The sequence below is a fragment of the Cognatilysobacter xinjiangensis genome, assembly GCF_014651995.1.
Lineage (GTDB): Bacteria > Pseudomonadota > Gammaproteobacteria > Xanthomonadales > Xanthomonadaceae > Cognatilysobacter > Cognatilysobacter xinjiangensis.
This window is the reverse complement of sequence record NZ_BMXY01000004.1, coordinates 106164-130077: the sequence shown is the minus strand read 5'-3', so window position 1 is coordinate 130077 and position 23914 is coordinate 106164. Positions and strand designations below refer to the sequence as shown.

The window sequence follows — 23914 nt, the reverse complement described above, 5'->3', positions numbered from 1 at the left end:
GACCTATGCGCGCAGGCCGCGCCGCGTTCAGCCGGCGCGGCGCGCGATGGCGTCAGGCGCGGTAACCGGTATGGATCGCGACGATGCCGTTGGAGAGATTGCGATAGCCGCTGCGCACGAAGCCCGCGGCCTCCATCATGCCCTGCAGCTCGCGCTGCGGCGGATGCTTGCGGATGCTTTCGGCGAGATAGCGGTATGAGCCTTCGTCGCCGGCGATCATCGCGCCGAGCTTGGGCAGCACGTTGAAGGAGTGGAAGTCGTAGAGCGGACGGAACCAGTCGGCCGTGACCTGCGAGAACTCCAGCACGCGCGCCTGCCCGCCCGGGCGCAGGACGCGGTTCATCTCGCGCAGCGCGGCGTCCTTGTCGGTGACGTTGCGCAGGCCGAAGGCGATGGTGACGAGGTCGAAGCTGGCGTCCGGGAACGGCAGCGCCTGCGCGTTGCACTGCACCCAGTCCAGGCCGCGCACGAGGCCGCGGTCGGTCAGGCGGTCACGGCCCACGCGCAGCATGTCGCCGTTGATGTCGCCGACCACCACCTCGCCGGCGTCGCCGACGCGGTTCTTGAGCAGCACGGCGATGTCGCCGGTGCCGCCGGCGAGGTCGAGCACGCGATCGCCGCGCTTGACCTGCGCGGTGGCGACGAAATAGCGCTTCCAGATGCGATGGATGCCGAACGACATCAGGTCGTTCATCACGTCGTACTTGGAGGCGACGGACGAGAAGACCTCGCCGACGAGCTTCTGCTTCTCGCCGACGGGGACGTCGCGGTAGCCGAAATGGGTGGTGCCGGGGCGCGTGTCTTCGCTCATTCGGCGATTATCGCACCCCGGCGGTACCGGTCAGGTGCCGACGTTGAAATCGTTCTCGCAGTCCGCGCAGCCGAGCTTCTCCAGCGCCATCGACATGGCCAGCGTGTAGCTCTGCGCCTGGTAGCCGTTCACCACCGCCACGCGCGGGCCGGCGTCGTCGGGAAGCTGCGGTTCGGGGCGGTCGAAGCTGTCGTCGTGCACTTCGATGTAGGGCACCTGCAGATGGCTCAGGCTGCGATGCAGCGGGCCGTCGCCGGCGCAGCGGCCGGGGTCGAGCAGGATGATGTCGGCCTGGCCGCGGTCGATGCGCGCGAGCCGCTCGGCGAGCTGCCGCTCGGTGGCGCAGCGGTAGTGCAGCAGTGCATGCCCCGCCGACTGCGCGCGCTGGCTCAGGCCCGCCTGCACGTTGCCGTCCGGTTTTCGGCCCTCCGGGTTGTCGGGCCCGTGGATCATCACGATCGCCATCTCGTATCCGCTCCTGCACCGGGCCATCCGGCGCGTCACGGTCGACGTTAGGCAGGCCGATGTGCAGGCTTCATCGAAATCGTGGCCGCTACGCGCGACGCCGCGGCGCGGTTCATGCACGCGACAGCCGCCACCTGTCCGGTTCAGGCATGCGCACGCCGCGAGCGGCCATTACGTCGCAGCCACGCGCCGCGCTGCATCGTCTCCGTCAAGGAGGCCGTCGATGCACGAGAACCTGGAAGGCGCGGAAACGCTGTCGCTGGCGAAAGCCGCCGACTATCTGATCGAGGAGTGCCGCATGGTGCTTCCCGGCGTGCAGGCGCTGTTCGGCTTCCAGCTCGTCGCGGTGTTCAACCAGCGCTTCGACGATGCGCTCACGCATGGCGAGAAGCTGGTGCATCTCGGTGCGATCGCGCTGGTGGGCGTGGCGATCGCGCTGATCATGACGCCCGCGGCCTACCACCGCCTCACCGCGCCCGATCGCGTCACCGGGCACTTCGTGCGCATTTCCACGCGCCTGATGATGCTCGGCATGCCGTTCCTCATGCTCGGGCTGGTGCTCGACACCTACCTCGTCGGCCGCCTCATCGACGGCCACGTCGTGGCGGGCGTGGTCGCCGCCGCGCTGATGGCCGTGTTCTCGATGCTCTGGTTCGGGCTGCCGCTGCTGGCGCGTGCGCGCCGCAGCGGCGAGGCCCCGCGCTAGAGGATGTAGCGCGAGAGATCCGGGTCCTTCACCAGCTCGGCGAGGTGCGCGTCGACGTAGGCGGCATCGATGGTGACCGCCTGGCCGTCGCGATCGGGCGCCTCGAAGCTCAACGAATCGAGCAGGCGCTCCAGCACGGTGTGCAGACGCCGTGCGCCGATGTTCTCCTGGCGCTCGTTGACCTGCGCCGCGAGCTCGGCGAGGCGCTCGATCGCATCGGCATCGAACCTGAGCCGCACGCCCTCGGTGCGCATCAGCTCGATGTACTGGTGCGTCAGCGAAGCACGCGGCTCGGTGAGGATCTTGACGAAGTCGTCCTTGCTCAGCGAGGACAGCTCGACGCGGATCGGGAAGCGGCCCTGCAGCTCGGGGATCAGGTCGCTGGGCTTGGCGAGGTGGAATGCGCCCGAGGCGATGAACAGGATGTGGTCGGTCTTCACGGAGCCGTACTTGGTGCTCACCGTCGAGCCTTCCACCAGCGGCAGCAGGTCGCGCTGCACGCCCTCGCGCGAGACGTCGCCGCCGGTGATGCCGCTCTCGCCGCGCTTGGCGATCTTGTCGATCTCGTCGATGAACACGATGCCGTGCTGCTCGCAGGCCTCGATCGCCGCCTCGCGCACGTCCTCCTCGTTGACCAGCTTGCCGGCTTCCTCCTCGATCAGCATCGAGCGCGCGGTGGCGATCGTCATCGTGCGCCGATGGGTCTTGGCGCCTGCCACCTGCGAGAACATCTGCCGCAGCTGCTGGCCCATCTCCTCCATGCCGGGCGGCGCCATGATGTCGACGCCCACGTTCACCGCGCTCTCGATCTCGATCTCGCGCTCGTCCAGCGCGCCGCTGCGCAGCTGCTTGCGCAGCTTGGCGCGCGTGGCCTCGTACTTCTTCTGCTCCTCGGCCTCGTCGTCGTGCGGCTGCGTTTCCTCGAAGCCGAACACCGGGCCCTTCTCGCGACGCGGCAGCAGCACGTCGAGGATGCGCTCCTCGGCGCGTTCCTCGGCCTGCGTGCGCACCTTGGTCTTGGCCTGCTCGCGATACATCTTGACCGCGGTATCGGCGAGGTCGCGCACGATCTGCTCGACGTCCTTGCCCACGTAGCCGACCTCGGTGAAGCGCGTGGCTTCCACCTTCACGAACGGCGCGTTGGCGAGCGTGGCGAGGCGCCGCGCGATCTCGGTCTTGCCGACGCCGGTCGGGCCGATCATCAGGATGTTCTTGGGCATCACCTCGTTGCGCAGCTCGGGCTCGAGCTGCATGCGGCGCCAGCGGTTGCGCAGCGCGATGGCGACCGCGCGCTTGGCGTCGTGCTGGCCGACGATGTGGCGGTCGAGTTCCTGCACGATCTCGCGCGGGGTCATGGTGGCGCTGCTGGTATCGGGCTTCAGGGGCATGGTCCGGATTCGTTGGAAGGCGTCGTGATGCGGCGTCACGCGTGCGCGCCTATCGGGCGCGGCGACACGGCTCAGGCCAGCTCTTCGACCACCAGGTTGCGGTTGGTGTAGATGCAGACGTCGCCGGCGATGTTCAGCGACTCGGTGACGATCGAGCGCGCGTCGAGCTCGGTATGCGCGAGCAGCGCGCGCGCCGCCGACAGCGCATACGCGCCGCCGGAGCCGATCGCGACGATGCCGTCCTCGGGCTCGATCACGTCGCCGGTGCCGGAGACGATCAGCGAGGTCTCGCGATCGGCCACGCACAGCAGCGCTTCGAGCTTTCCGAGGCGGCGCTCGGTGCGCCAGTCCTTGGCCATCTCGACCGCGGCGCGCTGCAGCTGGCCGTGCTTCTCGAGCTTCGATTCGAACAGTTCGAACAGGGTGAACGCGTCGGCGGCGGCACCGGCGAAGCCGGCCAGCACCTGGCCGTCTCGGCCCAGGCGGCGCACCTTGCGCGCATTGGCCTTCATGACCGTGTGGCCGAGCGTGACCTGACCGTCGCCGCCGACCGCGACGCGGCCATTGCGGCGCACCGACAGGATCGTGGTGGCGTGGAAGACGTTGGGATTGCGGCTGGGATCCATCAGGGCTCCGGAATCGGACCGGGTAGCGGTCCTTGGCGCCGGCGGTGCGGCGATCGTGCCGCCGCTCGAAGCGGCGTCATTCCGAAGTGAGGGTCGCCCGGCCGGCGTTCAAGCCTCGTCGTCGACGTCGGCCGCTTTCCGCCGCGCACGCGGATGCGCGGCGTCGTACACCTTCGCGAGATGCTGATAGTCGAGGTGCGTGTAGATCTGCGTCGTCGACAGGTCCGCGTGGCCGAGCAACTCCTGCACGCCGCGCAGGTCGCCCGACGATTCGAGGATGTGGCTGGCGAACGAGTGCCGCAGCATGTGCGGATGCACCTGCTTGAACAGGCCCTGGCGCTCGGCGAGCTGGCGTACGCGCAGCTGTACGGCGCGCGCTGTAATGGGTGCGCCACCTCGGCCCGGAAACACCGGCTCGTCGGGTTTCGCGCCGGTCGACGCGCGCCAGTCGGCGAGCGCGGCGAGCGCATGCGAGCCGATCGGCACCACGCGCTCGCGGCGGCCCTTGCCATGCACGGTCACCAGCGCATCGTCGAGGTCGACCTGCGCCCAGCGCAGGCCGCAGAGTTCCGCCAGCCGCAGCCCGGAGGAATAGAACAGCTCGAGCAGCGCACGATCGCGCAGGCCCAGAGGCGCGTCGACCGGCGTCTCGACGAGCAGCTTCGCCTCGTCCGGATCGAGCACCTTCGGCAGCTTGCGCGGCGCCTTCGGCGCACGCAGGCCTGCAGCCGGGTTCGCGGCGATGCGTCCGTGCCGCAGCATCCAGCCGTAGAAGCTGCGGCAGGCCGACAGCCGGCGCTGCAGCGTCTTGGGCGCGCAGCCGCGACGGTGCTCGTCGGCGACGAAGCCCCGTAGATGGTCGCCATCGAGCGCATCGACGGCGACGCCGCGCGGCGCGGCCCAGCCCGCGAGCGCGACGAGGTCGCGCCGGTAGGCGTCGAGCGTATGCGTCGACACCTGGCGCTCGCCGGCGAGATGCGCGAGGAAGGCCTCGACTCTCGCCGGCGTCGCTACGGGCGCGGCGTCAGTCGACATACCTCGACAGCGCCGCGCCGAAGGACTCGCCCATCATGCGCAGGAACAGCGTGCCCATACCGGGGTAGAAACGGTTCGGCTCGCGGCTGCCCACGGCGATCATCGCGAGCCCGTGCGCGCTGAACAGCGCCGTGGACTGCACATCGTCGACGCGCTCGCCGTAGAGCACATCGTGCTTGGCCGGCTGCAGGCGCCCACACAGCGGCTCGTCGCCGGCCAGGAAGTCGGCGAAGGGCTTGAAGCGCATGTCGCCCGGGCCGATCACGTCGAGCCAGTCGGCCGGCTCGACCCCGTCGATCGGCTTGAGCAGGATGATGCGCACGATGTCGCCGTTGAAGTCCTCGGCCAGCGAGGCGGCCATCGCGCGCAGCGTGTCCACCGCGCTGGTCTGGCGCATCAGCGCCAGCGTGAGCTGGTGGATGCGCACCGACAGGCGCTCGTTCTCCTGCGCATTGGCGAACAGCTCGTGCAGGCGGCGCGTGAGCTCGCGGTTCTTCTCGCGCAGAAGGTCGAGCTGGTAGCTCGCCAGCGAGGCCGCCGGGCCCGATTCGCGAGGCACCACCAGCGAACCGGCGAGGTCCGGGAACTGGCGCAGGAACTCGGGATGGCGTCGCAGCCACGTCGCCACTTCGTGCGCGCCGAGCGTGTCGGTGCTGTCGGTCATGCGATCCACTCTCCTTCGAATACGAATGCGGCGGGGCCGGTCATGGCGACGCTCGCGTCGTCCGCCGGCCACTCGATGTGCAGGGTGCCGCCGGGCAGCTCGACGTCGACGGCACGATCGGTCCAGCCGCGCCGCATGGCGACCACGGCCGCCGCGCAGGCGCCGCTGCCGCAGGCCCGCGTCTCGCCGACGCCGCGCTCGTACACGCGCAGGCGCAGATGGCCGCGATCGAGCACCTGCAGGAAGCCGACGTTGACCGAGTCGGGGAACGCGGCGTCGCGCTGCAGCGCCGGGCCCAGCGTGTCGACCGGCGCGCGCGCGGCGTCGTCGACGCGCAGCACCGCGTGCGGATTGCCCATCGACACCGCGGAAAAACGCGCGCTCAGGCCGTGCGGCGCGAGGTGGTATTCCTCGGCGGGCGCGAACCCGGCCAGCGGGATGCGCGTCGGCTCGAAATCGGGGCGGCCCATGTCCAGCCGCACGCGGCCGTCGTCGGTGACTTCCACCGCATGGCGCCCGGCAGGGCTTTCGACCTCGAAGCGCGCGGCCAGCGGCTCGCCACGCGAGGCCGCGTCGCGGCGCAGCCAAGCGGCCACGCAACGTGCGCCGTTGCCGCACTGGCCCGCGCGGCTGCCGTCGGCATTGAAGATGCCGTAGCGCGCGACGACGCCGGGCGTCGCGGCCGGCTCGATGATCAGTATCTGGTCGCAGCCGACGCCGGTATGGCGGTCGGCGAGCGCGCGGCACAGCGCCGGCGACGGCGGATCGCGGCCGTCGCGCAGGTCGAGCACGACGAAGTCGTTGCCCGCGCCGTGCATCTTGGAAAAACGCATGACCGCTTACGGCGTGGGCGGCGGCGTCGCGCTCGGCGGCGTGGCGGCCTCGCCCGTCTCGGCGGCATCGCCTTCCGGCGGCGCCTGCTGCTGGTCGTTGAGCGTCTCGGGCGTCGGATCCGCGGCCGGCGGCGACTCGGCGGGCGGCGCCTGCTCCGGCGACGGCGCGGTCGGCAGCACCAGCGGGCCCTTGTTGCCGCAGGCGGCCAGGCCGAGGGAGAGGAGGAGGACGGCAACAGGTCTGACGTTCATCGTGCGAGTGTAGCGCGTGGCTTCAGCGCGGTTCGGGACGCCGCCACAACCACAGGGCGACGATCGCCATGCAGCCGATGCCGACCACCGCCATCCACAGGCGCGGCGCGGTCAGCAGCATCACCAGGCCGGCGAGCGCCATCATCGCGGTCGCCAGCCGCTTGGCGCGGCGGCTGACCGCGCCCTGCGCCTGCCAGTCGCGGATCACCGGGCCGAAGCGCGGGTCCGCCAGCAGGCGGGCGTGAAGCCGCGAGGAGCCGCGCGTGGCGGCGAAGGCGGCGAGCAGCACGAACGGCACCGTCGGCAGGCCGGGTACGACGATGCCGATCAGACCAAGGCCGAGCGCGGCATAGGCGAGCAGCCACCAGGCCCAGCGGAAGCGGGTCGGTGTCGACTTCATGCGGTGCGACCCGACGCGCGTGACGCGGCGGCGAAGCCGGGCGGCTCCGGCGCGCGTGCGGCACGACGTCGCCGGGTCGCGTCGCCGACGTCGCGACCTCCCCAAGCGGCGAACACATCGCGTGGAGCGGCACCCCACATGACGATCGCCGCGCCGTTACTTCGCCGGCATCGACGTCTCGGCCACGCCGAGCTGATCGAGCGCGAACGCGTACATCTCGGCCAGCTCGCGATAGCGGCGGAAGCGGCCCGACTTGCCGCCATGGCCCGCGTCCATGTTGGTGCGGAACAGCACCGGCTTGTCGGAGGTATTGAGGTCGCGCAGGCGCGCCACGTACTTCGCCGGCTCCCAGTACTGCACCTGCGAATCCCACAGGCCGGTACCCACGAACATCGCCGGATAGGCCTGCTTCGACAGGTTGTCGTACGGCGAGTACGACAGCATGTAGTCGTAGAAGTCCTTCTTCTCCGGGTTGCCCCACTCGTCGTACTCGTTGGTGGTGAGCGGGATCGACGGGTCGAGCATCGTCGTCACCACGTCCACGAACGGGACCTGCGAGAGGATCAGGCGGTACTTCTCCGGCGCCATGTTGCTGATCGCGCCCATCAGCAGGCCGCCGGCGCTGCCACCGTAGGCTGCGACGCGATCCCTCGACGCATAGCCCTCCTTGACCAGGAAATCGGTGACGTCGATGAAGTCCGTGAAGGTGTTCTTCTTCTTGAACAGCTTGCCGTTCTCGTACCAGGCGCGACCCATTTCCTCGCCGCCTCGGATGTGCGCGATGGCGTAGACCATGCCGCGGTCGAGCAGGCTCACCGCCGGCAGGTTGAAGCCCGGGTCCATCGACGAGCCGTAGCTGCCGTAGGCGTACTGCAGCAGCGCGGCCTTGCCGTTCTTCTCGAAGCCGCGCCGGTAGACCAGCGACACGGGGATCCGGGTGCCGTCGCGCGCGGTGGCCCACAGGCGCTCGGTCACGTACTTCGACGGGTCGTAGCCCAGCACCGGCTGCTGCTTGAGGCGGCGACGCTCGCCGGTGCGCACGTTGAGCTCGTAGGTCGTCGACGGCGTGGTCATCGACGTGTAGCCGTAGCGCAGCCAGTCGGTCTCGGGCTCGGCGTTGACGTCCAGGCCCATGCTGTAGGCGGGCTCGTCGGCCTTGACGTATTCCTCGCCCGCACCCTTCAGCAGGCGCAGGCGTTCCAGCCCGTCGGAGCGCTCGGCGATGACGGTGAAATCGCGGAACAGTTCGAAGCCGTCGATGAACACGTCGTCGCGCGCGCCGATCCACTCCTTCCATTCGCGCCGCGAGCGCGCCTCGGTCGGCGCCGTCATCAGCTTGAAGTTCTTCGCGCCGTCGGCATTGGTGCGGATCACCCAGCGGCCTTCGTAATGGTCGGCGAGGTATTCGACGTCGCGCGCGCGCGGGGCGAACACGAAGAACTCGCGCGGATCGGCCGCCGGCGCGCAGCGCATCTCGTCGGACACCGTGCTGCTGACCGAGATGCAGATGAAGCGGTCGTCGCGCGTGCGGTCGACGCCCATGTAGAAGCTGTCGTCCTCTTCCTCGTAGACGAGCTCGTCCTGCTCCACCGGCGTTCCCAGCACGTGCTTCTTCACGCGCTTGGTGAGCAGCGTCTCGGGATCGTTCTCGACGTAGAAGACGGTGCGGTTGTCGTCGGCCCAGACCACGTTCGGCGACACGCCGCGGATCTCGTCGGGATACGCCTCGCCGGTCTCGAGGTTGCGGAAGCGGATCACGTACTGGCGGCGGCCGACGGCGTCGTCGGCGTAGGCCATGAGGCGATTGTCCTGGCTGACCTCGTAGACGCCGACGCTGTAATAGTCGCGGCCGGCGGCTAGCGCGTTGACGTCGAGCAGCACCTGCTCGTCGGCGAAGTCGCCGGCGTCGTTCAGGCGCTGGATCGCCTCGGCGGTGAGGCCCTGCACGTCGCGGCGGCGCGCATGAACAGGGTAGTCCTTGCCGGTCTCGTAGCGCGAGTAGTACCACCAACCGCGCTCGCGGAACGGCACCGAGCTGTCGTCCTGCTTGATGCGGCCGACGATCTCGTCGTACAGGCGATCCTCGACCGGCTTGAGCCGCTGCATGTACGCATCGACGTAGGCGTTTTCGGCCTTGAGGTACGCCAGCATTTCCGGGTTCTGGCGACGGTCGTCGCGCAGCCAGTAATACTCGTCCTGCCGCTCGGCGCCATGCGGCGCGCGCACCACGTGTGGCTTCTTGGCGACGTCGGGCGGCGTGGCGGTGTCGGCGGCGTGCGAATTCGTGGTCATGAGCGCGGCGATGAGGAGCGTCAGAAGGGGGCGCATTGTGCAGGTCCCTGCGGCAAGAAAAAGCCAAAGCCGCCCGGAGGCGGCCTTGGGTCGGTTTCAGTGCATGCGCACGGCGGTCACTTCCCGCCGAGCGTGTTCCAGAGGAAGGTGAAGGCGAGCGCGTTCATGTGCGCGGCCTGCGCGTTGTTGGCCGAGCCGCCGTGGCCGCCCTCGATGTTCTCGTAGTAACGCACGTCCTTGCCGGCGGCGAGCATCTTCGCGGCCATCTTGCGTGCATGGCCCGGATGCACGCGGTCGTCGCGCGTGGAGGTCATGAACAGGGTCGGCGGATAGTCCTTGGCCGGGTCGAACAGGTGGTAGGGCGAGAAGCCCTGGATGAAGGCCCATTCCTCCGGCTTGTCCGGATCGCCGTATTCGGCCATCCACGACGCGCCCGCGAGCAGCTTGTGGTAGCGCTGCATGTCGAGCAGCGGCACCTGCACCACCACCGCGCCGAACAGCTCCGGGTACTGCGTGAGCATGTTGCCCGTCAGCAGGCCGCCATTGCTGCCGCCCTGGATGCCCAAGTGCTTCGCGCTGGTGATCTTGCGCGCGACGAGGTCCTGCGCGACCGCGGCGAAATCCTCGTAGGCCTTGTGGCGGTTGGCCTTGAGCGCGGCCTGGTGCCAGCGCGGGCCGTACTCGCCGCCGCCGCGGATGTTGGCGACCGCGTACACGCCGCCCTGCTCCAGCCAGCCCTTGCCGACGCTACCGGAGTAGCCCGGCGTCAGCGAGATCTCGAAGCCGCCGTAGCCGTAGAGCAGCGTGGGCGCGGTGCCGTCGGCCTTGAGGTTCTTCGGGCGCACGAGGAAGTACGGGACCTTGGTGCCGTCCTTGGAGGTCGCGAAGTGCTGCTCGATGACGTTCTTCGACGCATCGAAGAACGTCGGCATCGTCTTCAGCACTTCGGGCTTCTGCCCGAGCGTGGCCAGCGACAGCGTGGTCGGCGTGAGGTAGTCGGTGGCCGTCAGCCACACCGCGTCGCTCTCGTCGGCATCCACCGCCGACACGCCGAGCGTGCCGAACGTGGGCGCGCCGACGAACTCGACGCGCTGCCAGCCGTTCGCGCCCGGCGTGAGCACGCTCAGGCGGTTCTTGACGTCCTGCAGCACATTGAGCACGAGGTGGCTCTTCGTCCACGTCGCGCCCGCAAGCGAGGAATGCTCGTCGGGCTCGAACAGCACCTCGAAATCGCGCTTGCCGGCCATGAAGTCGTCGAACTTCGCGGCGAGCAGGCTGCCTGCCTTGTAGGTCTTGCCGCCGGCCGTGTACGGCTCGCGCAGCTCGAGCGTGAGCCATTCGCGGCGCACGTTCTTCTGCGCGGAGTTCGGCGCGTCGACCTTGACCAGCTTGCCGTCGCTGCCGCGCAGGTACAGCTCGTCGTTGTAGAACGCGATGGTGCGGCTGACGAAATCGCGCTCGAAGCCCGGCGTGTGGTCCCGCGAGGCGGCGATGTACATGTCGGCGTTCGTGCCTTCGTACACCGTGGTGGCCGACGCCAGCGGCGTGCCGCGGCGCCATTCCTTGACGATGCGCGGATAGCCCGACGGCGTCATCGAGCCGGCGCCGAAGTCGGTGAACACGTAGACGCGGTCGCGGTCGATCCAGCCCAGGCCGCCCTTGGCTTCGGGACGGAAGAAACCGCCCTCGACGAAGCGCTTGGTGGTCAGGTCGAATTCACGGGTCACGTCGGCATCGGCGCCGCCGTTGGACAGCGCGACCAGGCAGCGCGTGTAGTCCGGGCGCAGGCAGTCGGCGCCGTGCCAGACCCACTTCGCGCCTTCGGCCTTGTTGAGCGCGTCGATGTCGAGCACCGTCTCCCACTTCGGGCTGGGCTTGCGGTACTCCTCGAGCGTGGTGCGGCGCCAGACGCCGCGCTCGTGCTGCGCGTCCTTCCAGAAGTTGTAGTAGTACGCGCCGATCTTCTCGACGCCGGGAATCTTGGCGTCCGAGTCCAGGATGGCGCGGATGTCGCCTTCGAGCTTCTGGAAGCGCGGCGTGTTGGCGAGCTCGGCCTCGGTGGCCGCGTTGCGCTCGCGGACCCAGGCGAGCGCGCGCTCGCCGGTGACGTCCTCGAGCCAGAGATGGGGGTCGGTCTGCATGCTGGCCTCCTGCGCGTTTGCGGCGCCCGAAGTGGCCAGCATGGCGGCGAACAGAAGTCCGGAAGTACGCAGCGTCATCACGTCGGGCTGGAAAAAAAGGAAACCCGGACGCTAGCACAGCCGCTCGCGCGGCTTAACCGCCGCAGGTCATGCCGCGCGACGCAGTGCCGCGCGACGGGCGCCGCGGGCGTGCCGGCGCGCCTGCGGCAGAGCGCGCCGCGCCACCGCACGCGCCGGCACGGCCTCGCGGCCGCGGCCCGGCAGCGCGAAGCCGCGCACGGCCCACCAGGCGCAGGCGGGCATGCCGACCAGCCACATCGGCAGCCAGCCGATCGCCGACATGCCGCGCGCCGCGGGCAGCAGCGCGACCAGCACCAGGCCCACCGCGACGGCGGTGCACAGGACTTCGTCGAGAACGGACAGCGGGGCGCGGGCTTCGGTCGACATGGGCGGTGGCAGCGGCAGTGGACGGGCCGCCACGATGGCGACGGCCCATCTCACCGGCTGCGATGCCCCGCGCGGGCCGACGAGCGGCCGTGGCGACTCAGCGCCCGTACTTGCTGAGCGCCAGCTCCAGGTGCGTGATCGCCTGCTGGCGCAGCGCCGCGGGCTCGACGATCTCGGCGTCGGCGCCGTAGTGCATGACGTCCATCAGCAGCTCGCGCGCGGTGCTGTAGGGCACCTTCAGCTCGTAGCGGCCATCGGGCAGGAATCGGCCCTGCTGCTGGGAATGCCAGTGCTCGTCGGCCACCCAGCGCGCGGCCTTGGCGCTGAACAGGATGGTCGCCCAGCCCTTGGGCGCGCCGGAGAAGATGCCGTAGCTCGAGGACAGCTGGCGATCGAGTTCCTCGTCGGGCACGTCCTTGACCGGTTCGTCCAGCACCTTGGCGTTCTGGATGCGGTCGACGGCGAAGCTGCGCAGCGCCTCGCGCTCGTGGTCCCAGCAGTCCAGGTACCAGTTCTCGCGGTAGTGCGTGAGCCGCTGCGGCGAGACGGTGCGGCGGGTCTTCTCGTCGGTCGAGCGCGCGCGGTAGTCGAACGCCAGGCGGCGACGGTCGAGCACGGCGGTGGCGACGTTGCGGAAGCTCGCCTCGTCGAGCCGGCGCCGGCGATGCGGAATCACGCGGATGCGCTCGACCGGCACGCGGCGGCCGCCGACGTGCTCGCCGAGCAGCTTCTCGATGCGCTGCTGCAGCGGCGCCAGCGCGGTCGACAGCACGCCGCCGCCCGAGCGCATCAGCAACTGCTGGGCGGCGAGCAGCGAGTAGAGCTCCTCCGACGACAGCCACAGCCCGGGCAGCTCGAAGCGCGTGCCGTCGCTGTGGTCGTAGCGGAAGCCGGCCTCGCCATTGCCCACCACCGGCGCCATCAGGTAGTCGCGCAGGTAGGCGAGGTCGCGGTAGACCGTCGCGCGCGAACACTGCAGCTCCTCCTGCAGGCGCTGCACCGTCACCGGGTAACGGGCGGCGCTGAGGATGCGGTGCAGGGCGTGGATGCGTTCGATGCGTTCCATCAGGTTCCAGTCTCGGGGCCGGCTGCGACTAAGGATGGCACTGTGCGCGCGCCAGCGGCTAGGCCCGGCGAAAGCGGCAGTGTCGCGGCGCGCATGGCGCCGGGTCGTGAAAAGGGCGGGAGGGGCGCGGGGCACGTGGGCGGTCGGGCACAATGGCGCGATGCGCGGCCCATCCGAACCGGTGATCGACACGTCCCCCACCCCGGGCGACGAGGTCCGCACCACCACCTGTTACATGTGCGCCTGCCGCTGCGGAATCAAGGTCTGGCTGCAGGACGGTCGGATCCGGTACATCCAGGGCAACCCCGAGCACCCGGTCAACAAGGGCGTGCTCTGCGCGAAGGGGTCCGCCGGGATCATGCAGCACTACTCGCCGGCGCGGCTCTCGAGGCCGCTGAAACGGGTAGGTGAGCGGGGCAAGGGCGAGTTCGAGGAGATCAGCTGGGACGAGGCGCTCGACCTGGCGACGTCCTGGCTCCGGCCCATCCGCGAGCGCAATCCCGACGAGCTCGCCTTCTTCACCGGCCGCGACCAGAGCCAGGCGCTGACGGGCTGGTGGGCGCAGCAGTTCGGCACGATCAACTACGCCGCGCACGGCGGCTTCTGCTCGGTGAACATGGCCGCCGGCGGGCTGTACACGCTCGGCGGCAGCTTCTGGGAATTCGGCGAGCCGGATTGGGAGCGCACGCGCTACCTGATGCTCTGGGGCGTCGCCGAGGACCACGATTCCAACCCGATCAAGCTCGGCCTCGGCCACCTGAAGGCGCGCGGCGCGAAGATCGTCTCCGTCAACCCGGTGCGCACCGGTTATGGCGCGATCGCGGACGAATGGATCGGCATCCGCCCCGGCACCGACGGCCTGTTCGCGTTCGCGCTGATCCATGAGCTGCTGCGCACCGACCGCATCGATCTCGACTACCTCGTGCGCTACACCAACGCGCACTGGCTGGTGATCCGGGACCCGGGCGCGGCGGACGACGGCCTGTTCGCGCGCGACGCCGAAGGTCGCCCACTGTGCTTCGACCGCACGAGTGGCGCGCCGGTCGACGCGAATTCGATCGACGTGCAACCTGCCGTCGTCGGCGAATACACGCTGGCCGACGGGCGCATCGCCGTGCCGTCGTTCCAGCTGCTCGCGGAGCGCTACCTCGATCCGCAGTACGCCCCCGATGCGGTGAGCGGGCGCTGCGGCATTCCCGCCGACACCATCCGCCGCATCGCGCGCGAACTCGCCGAGAACGCGTTCGACCACGAGATCCGCCTGCCGGTGCGATGGACCGACGCGTGGGGCCGCGAACACGCCGAGATGGTCGGCCGCCCGGTCTCGATGTACGCCATGCGCGGCATCAGCGCACACAGCAACGGCTTCCACACCTGCCGCGCGCTGCACGTGCTGCAGCTGCTGCTCGGCGCGGTCGACACGCCCGGCTCGTTCCGCTACCAGCCGCCGTTCCCGAAGCCCATTCCACCGCCGAATCGCCCGGGCCGCACGCGCCAGGCCAACGGTGTGCTGGACGCCGCCCCGCTCGGCTTCGTGCACGGGCCCGAGGATCTCGTCGTCGACGAACACGGCCAGCCGCGCCGCATCGACCATGCGTTCTCCTGGAGCTACCCGCTCGCCGCGCACGGGATGATGCACACCGTCATCCGCAACGCCTGGGCCGGCAATCCGTACAAGATCGACACGCTCATGATGTTCATGGCGAACATGAGCTGGAACTCGTCGATGAATACCGCCGAGACGATCGGCTGGCTCACCGACAAGGACGAGAACGGCGAATACCGCATCCCGCGCATCATCTACTGCGATGCGTTCTCTTCGGAGATGGTCGCGTACGCCGACCTCGTGTTCCCCGATCCGACCTACCTCGAGCGCTTCGATTCGATCAGCCTGCTGGACCGGCCGATCTCCGATGCCGACGGCGCCGCCGACGCGATCCGCCATCCGCTGTTCGACCCCGCCACGCAACCCGATGCGCAGGGCCGCCCGCGCGACATCCGCGGCTTCCAGAGCGTGCTGATCGACCTCGGCGCGCGGCTCGGTTTTCCGGGCCTCGTCAGCGAGGACGGCGCGCCGAAGTACCGCGATTACGCCGACTACATCGTCCGTCACGAGCGTGCGCCGGGCGTTGGCCTGCTCGCCGGCTGGCGCGGCGCCGACGGATCGCTCGAAGGCAAGGGCGCGCCGAATCCCGCGCAGCTCGACGCCTACATCGCCAACGGCGGCTTCTGGCGCAGCGAGATTCCGGAGCACGCGCGCTACTTCAAGATGGCCAACCGCGGCTATCTGGAATGGGCGCAGGCGATGGGCTTCGTCGGCAACACCCAGCCGATCGTGCAGCAGCTCTATTCGGAGACGTTGCAGAAGTTCCGCCTCGCCGGGCAGGGCCATGGCGCACACGTGCCGCCCGCCGAGCATCGCGAACGCGTCGCGACGTATTTCGATCCGCTTCCGATCTGGTACGAGCCGTTCGAGCAGGCGCAGCAGGGCGAGGCCGGCGACCGCGAATTCCCGCTGTCGGCGATCACGCAGCGCCCGATGTTCATGTACCACGCCTGGCATTCGCAGAACGCCTGGCTGCGGCAGATCGCCACGCGCAACTACCTCTACCTGCATCCCGACACGGCGAAACGCCACGGCATCGGCGACGAGGACTGGATCGACGTCACCTCGCACCACGGCACAATCACCGTGCAGGCGCGCACCGCCTCGAACGTGCAGCCCGACACCGTGTGGACCTGGAATGCGATCGGCAAGCGGCGCGGTGCATGGAAGCTGCCCAAGGACACGCCCGAGGCCACCAAGGGCTTCCTGCTCAACCACCTGATTTCCGACATCACGCCCAGGGGCGACTACGCGAACGCCGATCCGGTGACCGGCCAGGCGGCGTGGTTCGACCTGCGCGTGCGCATCACGAAGGTGGCGGGCGAAACGATGTCGCAGCCGCAATTCCCCGTCCTTCCGCGCGGCGAGGTCAACGAGGCCCCGCTGCGCTACGGCGCCGATTTCCGTCGCGCGCGCGACACCCGCGAGGCCTCATGACACCGCGCAAGATCATCGGTTACGCGCTCGTCGCGATCGGCTTCCTGCTCATCATCCTGATGGGATACGGCGTCATCGAGCCGTTCGGCGACCTCGGCGCGGCACGCGACCTCGGTGAGCTGATGCGCATCGTCGCGCCGAGCTTCCTGATCCCGTTCGCGATCTTCCTCGCCGGCGTCGCGCTCGCACGCGGAGGCCGCCGCCGGTGACGATGCTGCCGCCGCCGACGCCGAAGAAGCTCGGGCTGGTCATCGACCTCGACACCTGCGTGGGCTGCCACGCCTGCGCCGTGGCCTGCAAGGAATGGAACGCGGGCGGTTTCTCGGCGCCCCTGCCGGACGAGAAGCCCTACGGCAATGCGCCCACCGGTGTGTGGTTCAACCGCGTGCACAGCTACGAGCTGGCGGCGGTGCTGGTGGACGACGAGCACCCGCCGGCGCCGAGCGAATCGGATACGTCGATGCGCGATGCCGGGCATCTCGGCGATTTCGATCGCGGCGTCGGCCTCGACGCGGCACGCGCGCAACCGCCGCGGCCCGACAGCCCGGATGCCGTCGTCGCAACGTCGGGTTCAGCCTGCGGCTCGATGTCGATCGCCGCCGAAGCCGCACAACCGGCGATGACGCTGCACTTCCCGCGCTCCTGCCTGCACTGCGAGGAGCCGGCTTGCGTCACCGTGTGTCCGACCGGCGCCAGCTACAAGCGCGCCGAGGACGGCATCGTGCTGGTCGACGAGAGCAGGTGCATCGGCTGCAAGCTCTGCTCCTGGGCCTGCCCGTACGGCGCACGCGAGTACAGCAGCGTCGAGGGGGTGATGAAGAAATGCACGCTGTGCATCGACCGTATCTACAACGAGAACCTGCCCGAGGCCGAGCGCCAGCCCGCCTGCGTGCAGGCCTGCCCCACGCGCGCGCGGCATTTCGGCGATCTCGCCGATCCGCAGTCGAAGGTATCGAAGCTGGTCGCCGAGCGCGGCGGCGTCGACCTGATGGCCGAACTCGGCTACAAGCCGACCAACAAGTACCTGCCTCCGCGACCGCGTCGTGCCGCGCCCGCCACGGCGGCGCCGGCCGAAGCGCTGGACACCGCCGTGCTTCCGCCAGTGCTGCGCTGGCTAGACCGCGTGCTGTCGCGCTGAGATGGGCATGCATCGACTTCGTTCGCTTTCCCGCCGTTGCGGGCGCGCCGCGTCAGCATCGCTTCCTCTCGACGCGACCGCACATTCCCACAGCCCACGCGGCGCTGCTGCGCAGGCGGTGACCGCATGAATCCCGCCCTATCCGTCATTTTCTTCACCACGCTTTCCGGTCTCGGCTACGGGTTGCTGGCCTGGAGCGGCGTTGCCGTGTTGATCGGCACCTCGCCGCGTGCGCTGCTGGCGTCGCTGCTGCTCGGCGTCGCGCTCGCCATCGTCGGGCTGCTGTGTTCGGTGGGCCATCTCGGCAAGCCGCTGCGCGCATGGCGGGCGTTCTCGCAATGGCGCTCGTCGTGGCTGTCGCGCGAGGGCATCGTCGCGCTGGCGACACTCGTGCCGGCGGCCCTGCTCGCGCTCGTGCTGCTACCGCGCTTCGTCGCGCTGGACGTTGGGCCGCTGGCCTCGCCGGGCACGGCGCTGCCGATTGCCATCGGCGCATCGGTGCTCCTGACGCTCGGCGCGCTGGCCACGGTGTACTGCACGGCGATGATCTACGCGTCGCTGAAGCCGATTCCGGCGTGGACGCATCGCAGCGTGCCCGCGGTGTACCTGCTGTTCTCGCTCGCCTCCGGCGGCGTCGCCTTCCTCGCGCTGCGCGCGCTGTTCGGTGCGACGCCGTCGCGCATGACGCTGCTGTTCGCGATCGTCGGCCTCGGCGCGCTCGCGCTGCTCAAGGCGCGCTACTGGTCGTCGATCGATACGACGCCGCTGCCGGTCACCCGCGGCGACGCGGTCGGCCTTTCGGCGCGGGAGGTCCGGGTGTTCGAGCGCCCGCACACCGAAGGCAATTTCGTGACCCGCGAGATGGTGTTCGTGCTCGCGCGCAAGCACGGCGCTCGACTGCGCGCGATCGCGCTCAGCGCGTTCGCGACACTGCCCGCGCTGGTGCTGGCGGCGACGGCATTCTTTCCATCCGCAGCCGCCCCCCTGCTGGGCGTCGCCACGCTGTCGGTGCTGCTGGGCGCGTTCGTGGAGCGCTGGCTGTTCTTCGCCGAAGCGCGCCACCTGGTGTCGCAGTACTACTGAGCGGCGACGCTACGGAACGCCCTCGGCGGCGGAGCGCCGCGCGGCCGCGCAGCTCAGGAAACGAACGGCCCGGTGTCGGGATCGGCGGAACCGGCGATGAGCTCGCCCGCGCCCAGTTCGAGCAGTTCGCGGGCGACGCCCTCGCCCAGCGTGCCGGGTCGATCGATCGGGCCTTCGGCGTCGGCACGCACCAGGCGACCGTCACGCGCGGAACCGACCAGTCCCTGAAGCCGCAGGCGTGCGCCGTCGAGCGTCGCGAACGCGGCCACCGGCACGTGGCAGCTGCCGTGCAGCGCACGGTTCATCGCTCGCTCGGCCTCCACGCGGGTGCGCGTTGCGCCGTCGTCGAGCGCGGCGAACAGCGCCTGCGTGGCCGCATCGTCGCTGCGGCATTCCACGGCGATCGCGCCCTGCGCCGGTGCGGGCAGCCAGTCGGGCGCGTCGAGACGCGCGCGGATGCGCGCGTCGAAGCCCAGGCGCTGCAGGCCGGCGCAGGCCAGCACGATGGCGTCGTAGTCGCCGGCGTCGAGCCGCGCCAGACGCGTGTTGACGTTGCCGCGCAGGTCGCGCAGCACGAGGTCGGGCCGGCGCGCGCGCAGTTGCGCCTGCCGGCGCAGCGAGGAGGTGCCGACGACGGCGCCCTGCGGCAGGTCGTCGATGCCGTCGAAGCGGTTGCTGACGAAGGCATCGGCATGATCGGCGCGCGCGAGGATGGCCGGCAGCGCGAAGCCCGGCTCCAGTTCCATCGGCACGTCCTTGAGCGAATGCACCGCGCAGTCGGCCTCGCCGCGCAGCATCGCGAGCTCGAGTTCCTTGAGGAACAGGCCCTTGCCGCCGATCGCCGCCAGCGAGCGGTCGAGCACCTCGTCGCCGCGCGTGCTCATCGGCACCAGTTCGACGACGAGGCCGGGATGCGCCGCGCGCAGGCGGTCGGCGACGTGTTCGGTCTGCCACAGCGCGAGCGGGCTCTTGCGGGTGGCGATGCGCAGGACGCCGGGCGTCGCGGAGAGATGGATATTGGTCACCCGCGCATTGTCGCGGATCGCGGCGCGCGGCCCAACCGGCCCTATGGAGGCGGCGTCAGAGCGCCCGTTGCCGGATGGCCGCGAGCACGGCGCCGAGCGCGCCCAGCAGGAGCGCACCGCCGAGCACGTGGCCCCGCACGGCGCCCATGAGCGCACCGAGCGCCATGCCTGCAAGGCCGGCGATACCCACCATCAGCCACGTCGACGCGGTGCGGTCGCCACGGGCGCGACCGGTCTCGATGTCCTGCCGTGCGAGGTGCATCGCCATCACCGTTGCCGCGGCCGCTTCGGCGGAGGTGGCGTCCAGCCGGGGACGGTAGGCGGGCGCCTCCGGTCCGACCTCGGTCACAGGTGCGCGAGGCGCTCGCGCAGGCTGGAGACGCAGCGACGGCTGACTTCCAGCGGTTGGCGGCCGTGGCGCAGCACCGCCTGCACATGGCCGTCGGGGCAGCGCTTGAGTTCGACCAGCTCGTGGCGCGCCACCAGGCAGTTGCGGTGGATGCGCACGAAGCGGTCGCCGAATTCGATTTCCAGCGAGCGCAGCGACTCCTCGATGAGGTCCTCGCCGCGCGCGTGGTGCACGACGACGTACTTCTCCTCGGCCTGCAGGTAGTGGATGTCGTCGATGGGGATCAGCCGCAGCGAGCCGCGCAGGCGTGCGCACAGGTGCGTGCGCTTGCGGCCGTCGCCATTGGACGCGGCGCGCGCGGCGGCGAGCCGGCGCACGCGCTCGAGCGCGGACGCGAGCCGCTCGGGCCGCACCGGCTTGACCAGGTAATCCAGCGCCTCGGCCTCGAACGCGGACACCGCGTGCGCGTCGTAGGCGGTGCAGAAGATGACGGCCGGGCGCGGCTCGCCGGCGGCGAGATGGCGCGCCGTCTCGAGCCCGTCCATGCCCGGCATCGAGATGTCGAGCAGGACGAGGTCCGGATGGTGCTCGGCGCAGGCCTGCAGCGCCTGGGCGCCATCGGACGCCGTCGCGACCACGCGCACGCCGGGCTGCTCCTCGAGCAGCGCGCGCAGGCGGTCGCGAGCCAGCGGCTCGTCGTCGGCGACCACTACATTCAGCGTATCCACGTTCCCCTCCGCCGATACCCCCCCGAACCGATATTAGCGTTCCCGGAGGCCCGTGGAAGGGGGCGTCAGCGTTTTTCGGGATCGGCCTGCAGGCGGGCCTCGAACCAGGCCCGCAGCGCGTCGATTTCCTCCAGGCAGACCTGGTGCTGCATCGGGTAGGCGTGGAAATCGACCGTGAAGCCCAGTTCGCGCAGCCGCCGCGCGGCGTCCTCGCCCGCGGCGTACGGCACGACAGGGTCCTGGCGGCCGTGGGCGACGAATACCGGCTGGCGTCGTGCGGCCTCGGGCGTGTCGCCCAGGCGCGCCAGCGCGTCGGTGCCCAGCGGCAGGTAGGTCGACAGCGCGACGAGGCCCGCGAGTGGCTCGCGGCGGCGCAGGCCGGCGGCCAGCGTGACCGCGCCGCCCTGCGAGAAGCCGGCGAGGATGATCCGCGACGCCGGCACGCCGCGCTCGATCTCGCGCGCGATCAGCGCTTCCACGCGCGCCACCGACTCGTCGACGCCCTTCGAATCCGCGCGCCCGGCGAGGTCGAAGCTGACGATGTCGTACCAGGAGCGCATGCGCATGCCACCGTTGATGGTCACCGGCTGCACGGGCGCGTGCGGAAACACGAAGCGGATCGCCGGCCAGTGCGGGCGCACCAGCTCGGGCACGAGCGGGGCGAAGTCGTTACCGTCGGCGCCGAGGCCGTGCAGCCAGACGACCGCCCAGCGCGGCGACGGGCCGGTCTCCGTTTCGATGCATTCGGGCAGGTTCAAGGCGCGGTCCGCTGACGAAGGGACGCGGACTATAGCCGCCTCATGCAGCCATGCGCGCGCAGCTCTCGGCGCAGCGCCGGCAGGCGTCGGCGCAGCGCTGCATCTGCGCGTCGTCGCCCATGGACGCGCAGTCCTCGGCGCAGCGGCGGCAGATCTCCATGCAGGCGCGGCAGGTGTGCACGTGCACGTCCGCGCCGCGCAGCATCGCGTCGGCGCTGGTGCGGCAGATGTCGGCGCAGGTCTCCATCAGAGTGATGTGCGCCGGGTCGGCGTGGCGGCCGCCCTGCTCCAGGCAGTAGCGGATCGTCGCCACGCAGATTGCGTGGCAGTCGCTGCAGTTGCGGATGCATTCGTCCATGGACGCATCGCGCTGCGGGGAATCGTGATGTGCCATCGCTCGGTCTCCACGCGGGCCGCCCAGCCTGCAGGCACATGCGTGGCGGTGACGTCGATGCGGCCGTGGCGCGTTCCATCGCGCCGCGGCGCTCAGCGGCCACGCGCGAGCACCGGGCTGCGCACCGCGCGTTCGGGCCAACCGCCGGCCAGCGCCCGGTACACGCCGACGCCGCTGGCGGCCGCACGCGTGCGCGCATCGGCCAGCGCGTCCTCGGCCTGCAGGCGCACGCGGTCGGCATCGAGCACTTCGAGCAGGTCGGCCGCGCCGGCGCGATAGCGCAGCCGCGCGAGCTCCGCCGCACGTGCGCTGTCGGCCGCAGCCTGCGCGAGACGCGCGGCTTCGTCCTCCGTGCGCCGATGGCGCAGCAGCGCGGTCTCGGTGTCCTCCAGCGCGAGCAGTACCGCCTGCTGGTACTGCGAGAGCGCGGCATCGGCGCCGGCATCGGCGGCGCGGATGCGCGCGCGGACGCGGCCGATGTCGAGGAACGACCAGTCGATGCCCAGCGCCACCAGCCGCGTGCCGCTACCCGATTCGAACAGTGCCCCCGCATCGACCGCCTGCGAACCGATCAGCCCGCCCAGTGTGAGCCGCGGGAACAGGTCGGCGGTGGCGATGCCGATGCGCGCGGTGGCCGCGTGCAGGCGGTGCTCGGCGGCGGCGATGTCGGGCCGGCGCCGCACCACCGACGCCGGCGTTTCGCCGTCGAGCGTCGCCCGCACCGCCGGGATCGGTGCGACCTCCGCCAACGTGGCCACCAGTGCGTCCGGCGTGCGGCCGGTCAGCACGCCGAGGCGGTGCATGGCCGCGCCCTCCACCGCCTCCAGCGCCGGGATGCGTGCGCGCGTGGCCTCGAGCAGTGAACGCGAACGCACGAGGTCGAAGTCGTTGTCGCGGCCCGCGTCCACGCGCACCTGCACGATCCGCAGCGATTCCTGCTGGTTCGCCGCGTTCTCGCGCGCCACGCGCAGGCGCTCCTGCGTGCCGCGCAACTCGACGTAGGTGCGCACGGCCTCGCCCACCAGGCTCACCTGCAGTGCATCGAGGTCGGCAGCCGCGGCCCAGGCCTCGGAGCGCTGCGCCTCGACGCCGCGGCGCACGCGGCCGAACACGTCGATCTCCCAGCTCGCGACGGCCTGCGCCGAGTAGCTGCGGACCTCGCTGCCGTCGCCGCCTTCGTCGCGGCTGAACCGCTGCCGCGAGGCATCGGCCTGCGCGGTGATGGTGGGCAGCAGGTCGTAACGCGCACCGCGCAGCAACGCGTTGGCGCGATCGAAGTTGGCGAGCGCGGCCTGCAGGTCGCGATTGGACGCGAGCACGTCGTCGACGATGCGGTCGAGCACGGGATCGCCGAGCCGTCGCCAGAACTCGCGCGTGTCCGCGACGCCCGGTGCATCGGACGCTGCTGCGGCCGCGTCCGGCGCGCGCACGAATTGCCCGGGCAACGGCATGTCCGGCCGTACGTAATCGGGTCCCACGCTGCAGGCGGCAAGCAGCGCGGTCGAAAGCGCGAGGGCGAGCGTGCGGGTCACCACGGCAGCACCTCGCCGAGGTGGTGGAAGCCGCCGCTGGGGCCGTCGGCGCCCAGCAGCGCCATCTCCACACTGGTGCGCGCGCCGGTGCGCACGTCGAGTTCGCCGCGCGCGTTCATGTCGGTCTTCACCGAGCCCGGATGCACCGCGTTGACCTTGATCGGCGTGTCGCGCAGCTCGTGCGCGAGATGCACGGTCCAGGCGTTAAGCGCGCTCTTGGACGCACCGTAGGCCGGCATCTTGATGTCGAACACCTCGGACGAAGGATCGGTGTGCGCCGCCAGCGAGCCGAGCACGCTGGACAGGTTGACGATGCGCGCGGCAGGTGCCGCGCGCAGCAGCGGCAGGAAGGCCTGCGTGGTGGCGATCACGCCGAACAGGTTGGTTTCGAAGGTCTCGCGCCAGGTGCGCAGCGACTGCTGCGACGGCGACAGGCCGAAGTCGTCGAGGAAAACACCGGCGTTGTTCACCAGCACGTCGAGACGGCCGAACTTGTCGGCCACGTCCTGCGCGGCCTTGCGGATGCTCACGGGGCTGGTCACATCGAGCGCGATCGCCTCGACGGAGAGGCCCTCGGCCTGGAACGGCACCGCGGCGGCGACGGCGCGGGTATGGTCGCGGCCGGCGAGCAGCACGTGCAGGCCCTCGGCGGCGAGCTGGCGCACGGTCTCGAGGCCGAGGCCACGGGTGGCGCCGGTGACGAGGGCGATGCGGCGGGTGTCGGTGGTCATGTCGATG

25 protein-coding genes are annotated in these 23914 nt (G+C 70.5%); 5 read left to right on the top strand and 20 right to left on the bottom strand.

The genetic code is table 11. The features are described 5' to 3' along the window. Positions 1-52: 52 nt before the first annotated feature. Together ubiE and IE066_RS13010 are read right to left on the bottom strand one after the other, a co-directional pair. Positions 53-811, bottom strand: coding sequence for a bifunctional demethylmenaquinone methyltransferase/2-methoxy-6-polyprenyl-1,4-benzoquinol methylase UbiE (ubiE, locus tag IE066_RS13015; protein WP_189450619.1), 759 nt, complete (start codon positions 809-811; stop codon positions 53-55). A gap of 30 nt (positions 812-841) precedes the next feature. Further along, positions 842-1276 carry a type 2 periplasmic-binding domain-containing protein gene (locus IE066_RS13010; RefSeq protein ID WP_189450617.1) on the bottom strand — a complete coding sequence of 145 codons (435 nt, stop codon included), beginning with the start codon at positions 1274-1276 and terminating at the stop codon, positions 842-844. Between the two features lie 223 nt (positions 1277-1499). On the opposite strand from IE066_RS13010, the gene IE066_RS13005 reads away from it, so the two are divergent. Then, positions 1500-1982 (top strand): DUF6328 family protein, encoded by a 483-nt coding sequence (locus IE066_RS13005; RefSeq protein ID WP_189450615.1) that lies wholly within the window; start codon positions 1500-1502, stop codon positions 1980-1982. On the opposite strand, the gene hslU is transcribed toward IE066_RS13005, so the two are convergent. The 11 genes from hslU to IE066_RS12950 all read right to left on the bottom strand — a co-directional run bounded on the left by hslU (position 1979) and on the right by IE066_RS12950 (position 13126). Beyond that, positions 1979-3370 carry an ATP-dependent protease ATPase subunit HslU gene (hslU, locus tag IE066_RS13000; protein ID WP_229790814.1) on the bottom strand — a complete coding sequence of 464 codons (1392 nt, stop codon included), beginning with the start codon at positions 3368-3370 and terminating at the stop codon, positions 1979-1981. The genes IE066_RS13005 and hslU overlap by 4 nt on opposite strands. 71 nt (positions 3371-3441) lie before the next feature. Continuing rightward, the gene (hslV, locus tag IE066_RS12995) at positions 3442-3996 is read right to left on the bottom strand and encodes an ATP-dependent protease subunit HslV (RefSeq protein WP_189450613.1); all 555 of its coding nucleotides are present in this window, start codon (positions 3994-3996) and stop codon (positions 3442-3444) included. A gap of 108 nt (positions 3997-4104) precedes the next feature. Then, positions 4105-5031 carry a tyrosine recombinase XerC gene (xerC, locus tag IE066_RS12990; RefSeq protein WP_189450611.1) on the bottom strand — a complete coding sequence of 309 codons (927 nt, stop codon included), beginning with the start codon at positions 5029-5031 and terminating at the stop codon, positions 4105-4107. Further along, on the bottom strand, positions 5021-5695 hold the full coding sequence (locus IE066_RS12985) for a DUF484 family protein (protein WP_189450609.1): 675 nt from the start codon (positions 5693-5695) through the stop codon (positions 5021-5023). Before IE066_RS12985 ends, xerC begins: the two co-directional genes overlap by 11 nt. Next, positions 5692-6528, bottom strand: coding sequence for a diaminopimelate epimerase (gene dapF / locus IE066_RS12980; RefSeq protein ID WP_229790813.1), 837 nt, complete (start codon positions 6526-6528; stop codon positions 5692-5694). The genes IE066_RS12985 and dapF overlap by 4 nt, the downstream gene beginning before the upstream one ends. Positions 6529-6534: 6 nt before the next feature. Continuing rightward, positions 6535-6780, bottom strand: a complete 246-nt coding sequence (lptM, locus tag IE066_RS12975; RefSeq protein ID WP_189450608.1) for an LPS translocon maturation chaperone LptM — start codon at positions 6778-6780, stop codon at positions 6535-6537. Positions 6781-6802: 22 nt separating this feature from the next. Next, the gene (locus IE066_RS12970; RefSeq protein WP_189450605.1) at positions 6803-7180 is read right to left on the bottom strand and encodes a YbaN family protein; all 378 of its coding nucleotides are present in this window, start codon (positions 7178-7180) and stop codon (positions 6803-6805) included. A gap of 156 nt (positions 7181-7336) precedes the next feature. After that, positions 7337-9508: a S9 family peptidase gene (locus IE066_RS12965; RefSeq protein ID WP_189450603.1), complete on the bottom strand. Its 2172-nt coding sequence runs from the start codon at positions 9506-9508 to the stop codon at positions 7337-7339. Positions 9509-9588: 80 nt separating this feature from the next. After that, positions 9589-11691, bottom strand: a complete 2103-nt coding sequence (locus IE066_RS12960) for a prolyl oligopeptidase family serine peptidase (RefSeq protein ID WP_189450601.1) — start codon at positions 11689-11691, stop codon at positions 9589-9591. Positions 11692-11760: 69 nt separating this feature from the next. Then, positions 11761-12060: a hypothetical protein gene (locus IE066_RS12955; protein ID WP_189450599.1), complete on the bottom strand. Its 300-nt coding sequence runs from the start codon at positions 12058-12060 to the stop codon at positions 11761-11763. A 97-nt stretch (positions 12061-12157) separates the two neighbouring features. Then, complete coding sequence (locus IE066_RS12950; RefSeq protein ID WP_189450597.1) at positions 12158-13126, bottom strand: helix-turn-helix transcriptional regulator; 969 nt, start codon at positions 13124-13126, stop codon at positions 12158-12160. A gap of 160 nt (positions 13127-13286) precedes the next feature. Between IE066_RS12950 and IE066_RS12945 the strand changes: the two genes are divergently transcribed. From IE066_RS12945 to IE066_RS12930, 4 genes are all read left to right on the top strand, one after another. Continuing rightward, positions 13287-16169: a molybdopterin oxidoreductase family protein gene (locus IE066_RS12945; RefSeq protein WP_189450595.1), complete on the top strand. Its 2883-nt coding sequence runs from the start codon at positions 13287-13289 to the stop codon at positions 16167-16169. Continuing rightward, complete coding sequence (locus IE066_RS12940; RefSeq protein WP_189450593.1) at positions 16166-16378, top strand: hypothetical protein; 213 nt, start codon at positions 16166-16168, stop codon at positions 16376-16378. Before IE066_RS12945 ends, IE066_RS12940 begins: the two co-directional genes overlap by 4 nt. 2 nt (positions 16379-16380) lie before the next feature. After that, on the top strand, positions 16381-17307 hold the full coding sequence (locus IE066_RS14910; RefSeq protein ID WP_189450889.1) for a 4Fe-4S dicluster domain-containing protein: 927 nt from the start codon (positions 16381-16383) through the stop codon (positions 17305-17307). A 126-nt stretch (positions 17308-17433) separates the two neighbouring features. Next, entirely contained in the window at positions 17434-18390 is a 957-nt protein-coding gene (locus IE066_RS12930) for a dimethyl sulfoxide reductase anchor subunit family protein (protein WP_189450591.1), read from the top strand. Positions 18391-18443: 53 nt separating this feature from the next. Here IE066_RS12930 and hemC read toward each other — a convergent pair whose 3' ends face one another. The 7 genes from hemC to IE066_RS12895 all read right to left on the bottom strand — a co-directional run bounded on the left by hemC (position 18444) and on the right by IE066_RS12895 (position 23907). Further along, a complete protein-coding gene (gene hemC, locus IE066_RS12925) occupies positions 18444-19379 on the bottom strand; it encodes a hydroxymethylbilane synthase (protein WP_189450887.1) in 936 nt (311 codons plus the stop codon). Positions 19380-19470: 91 nt separating this feature from the next. Further along, positions 19471-19764 carry a hypothetical protein gene (locus IE066_RS12920; RefSeq protein WP_189450589.1) on the bottom strand — a complete coding sequence of 98 codons (294 nt, stop codon included), beginning with the start codon at positions 19762-19764 and terminating at the stop codon, positions 19471-19473. After that, positions 19761-20483 (bottom strand): LytR/AlgR family response regulator transcription factor, encoded by a 723-nt coding sequence (locus IE066_RS12915; RefSeq protein ID WP_189450884.1) that lies wholly within the window; start codon positions 20481-20483, stop codon positions 19761-19763. The genes IE066_RS12920 and IE066_RS12915 overlap by 4 nt, the downstream gene beginning before the upstream one ends. Before the next feature lie 74 nt (positions 20484-20557). Next, positions 20558-21244 (bottom strand): alpha/beta hydrolase, encoded by a 687-nt coding sequence (locus IE066_RS12910; protein ID WP_189450882.1) that lies wholly within the window; start codon positions 21242-21244, stop codon positions 20558-20560. Positions 21245-21290: 46 nt separating this feature from the next. Continuing rightward, positions 21291-21644 carry a four-helix bundle copper-binding protein gene (locus IE066_RS12905; protein ID WP_189450587.1) on the bottom strand — a complete coding sequence of 118 codons (354 nt, stop codon included), beginning with the start codon at positions 21642-21644 and terminating at the stop codon, positions 21291-21293. Positions 21645-21736: 92 nt separating this feature from the next. After that, positions 21737-23176: an efflux transporter outer membrane subunit gene (locus tag IE066_RS12900; RefSeq protein ID WP_229790812.1), complete on the bottom strand. Its 1440-nt coding sequence runs from the start codon at positions 23174-23176 to the stop codon at positions 21737-21739. After that, a complete protein-coding gene (locus IE066_RS12895; RefSeq protein ID WP_189450583.1) occupies positions 23173-23907 on the bottom strand; it encodes an SDR family oxidoreductase in 735 nt (244 codons plus the stop codon). Before IE066_RS12895 ends, IE066_RS12900 begins: the two co-directional genes overlap by 4 nt. Between the last annotated feature and the right edge of the window lie 7 nt (positions 23908-23914).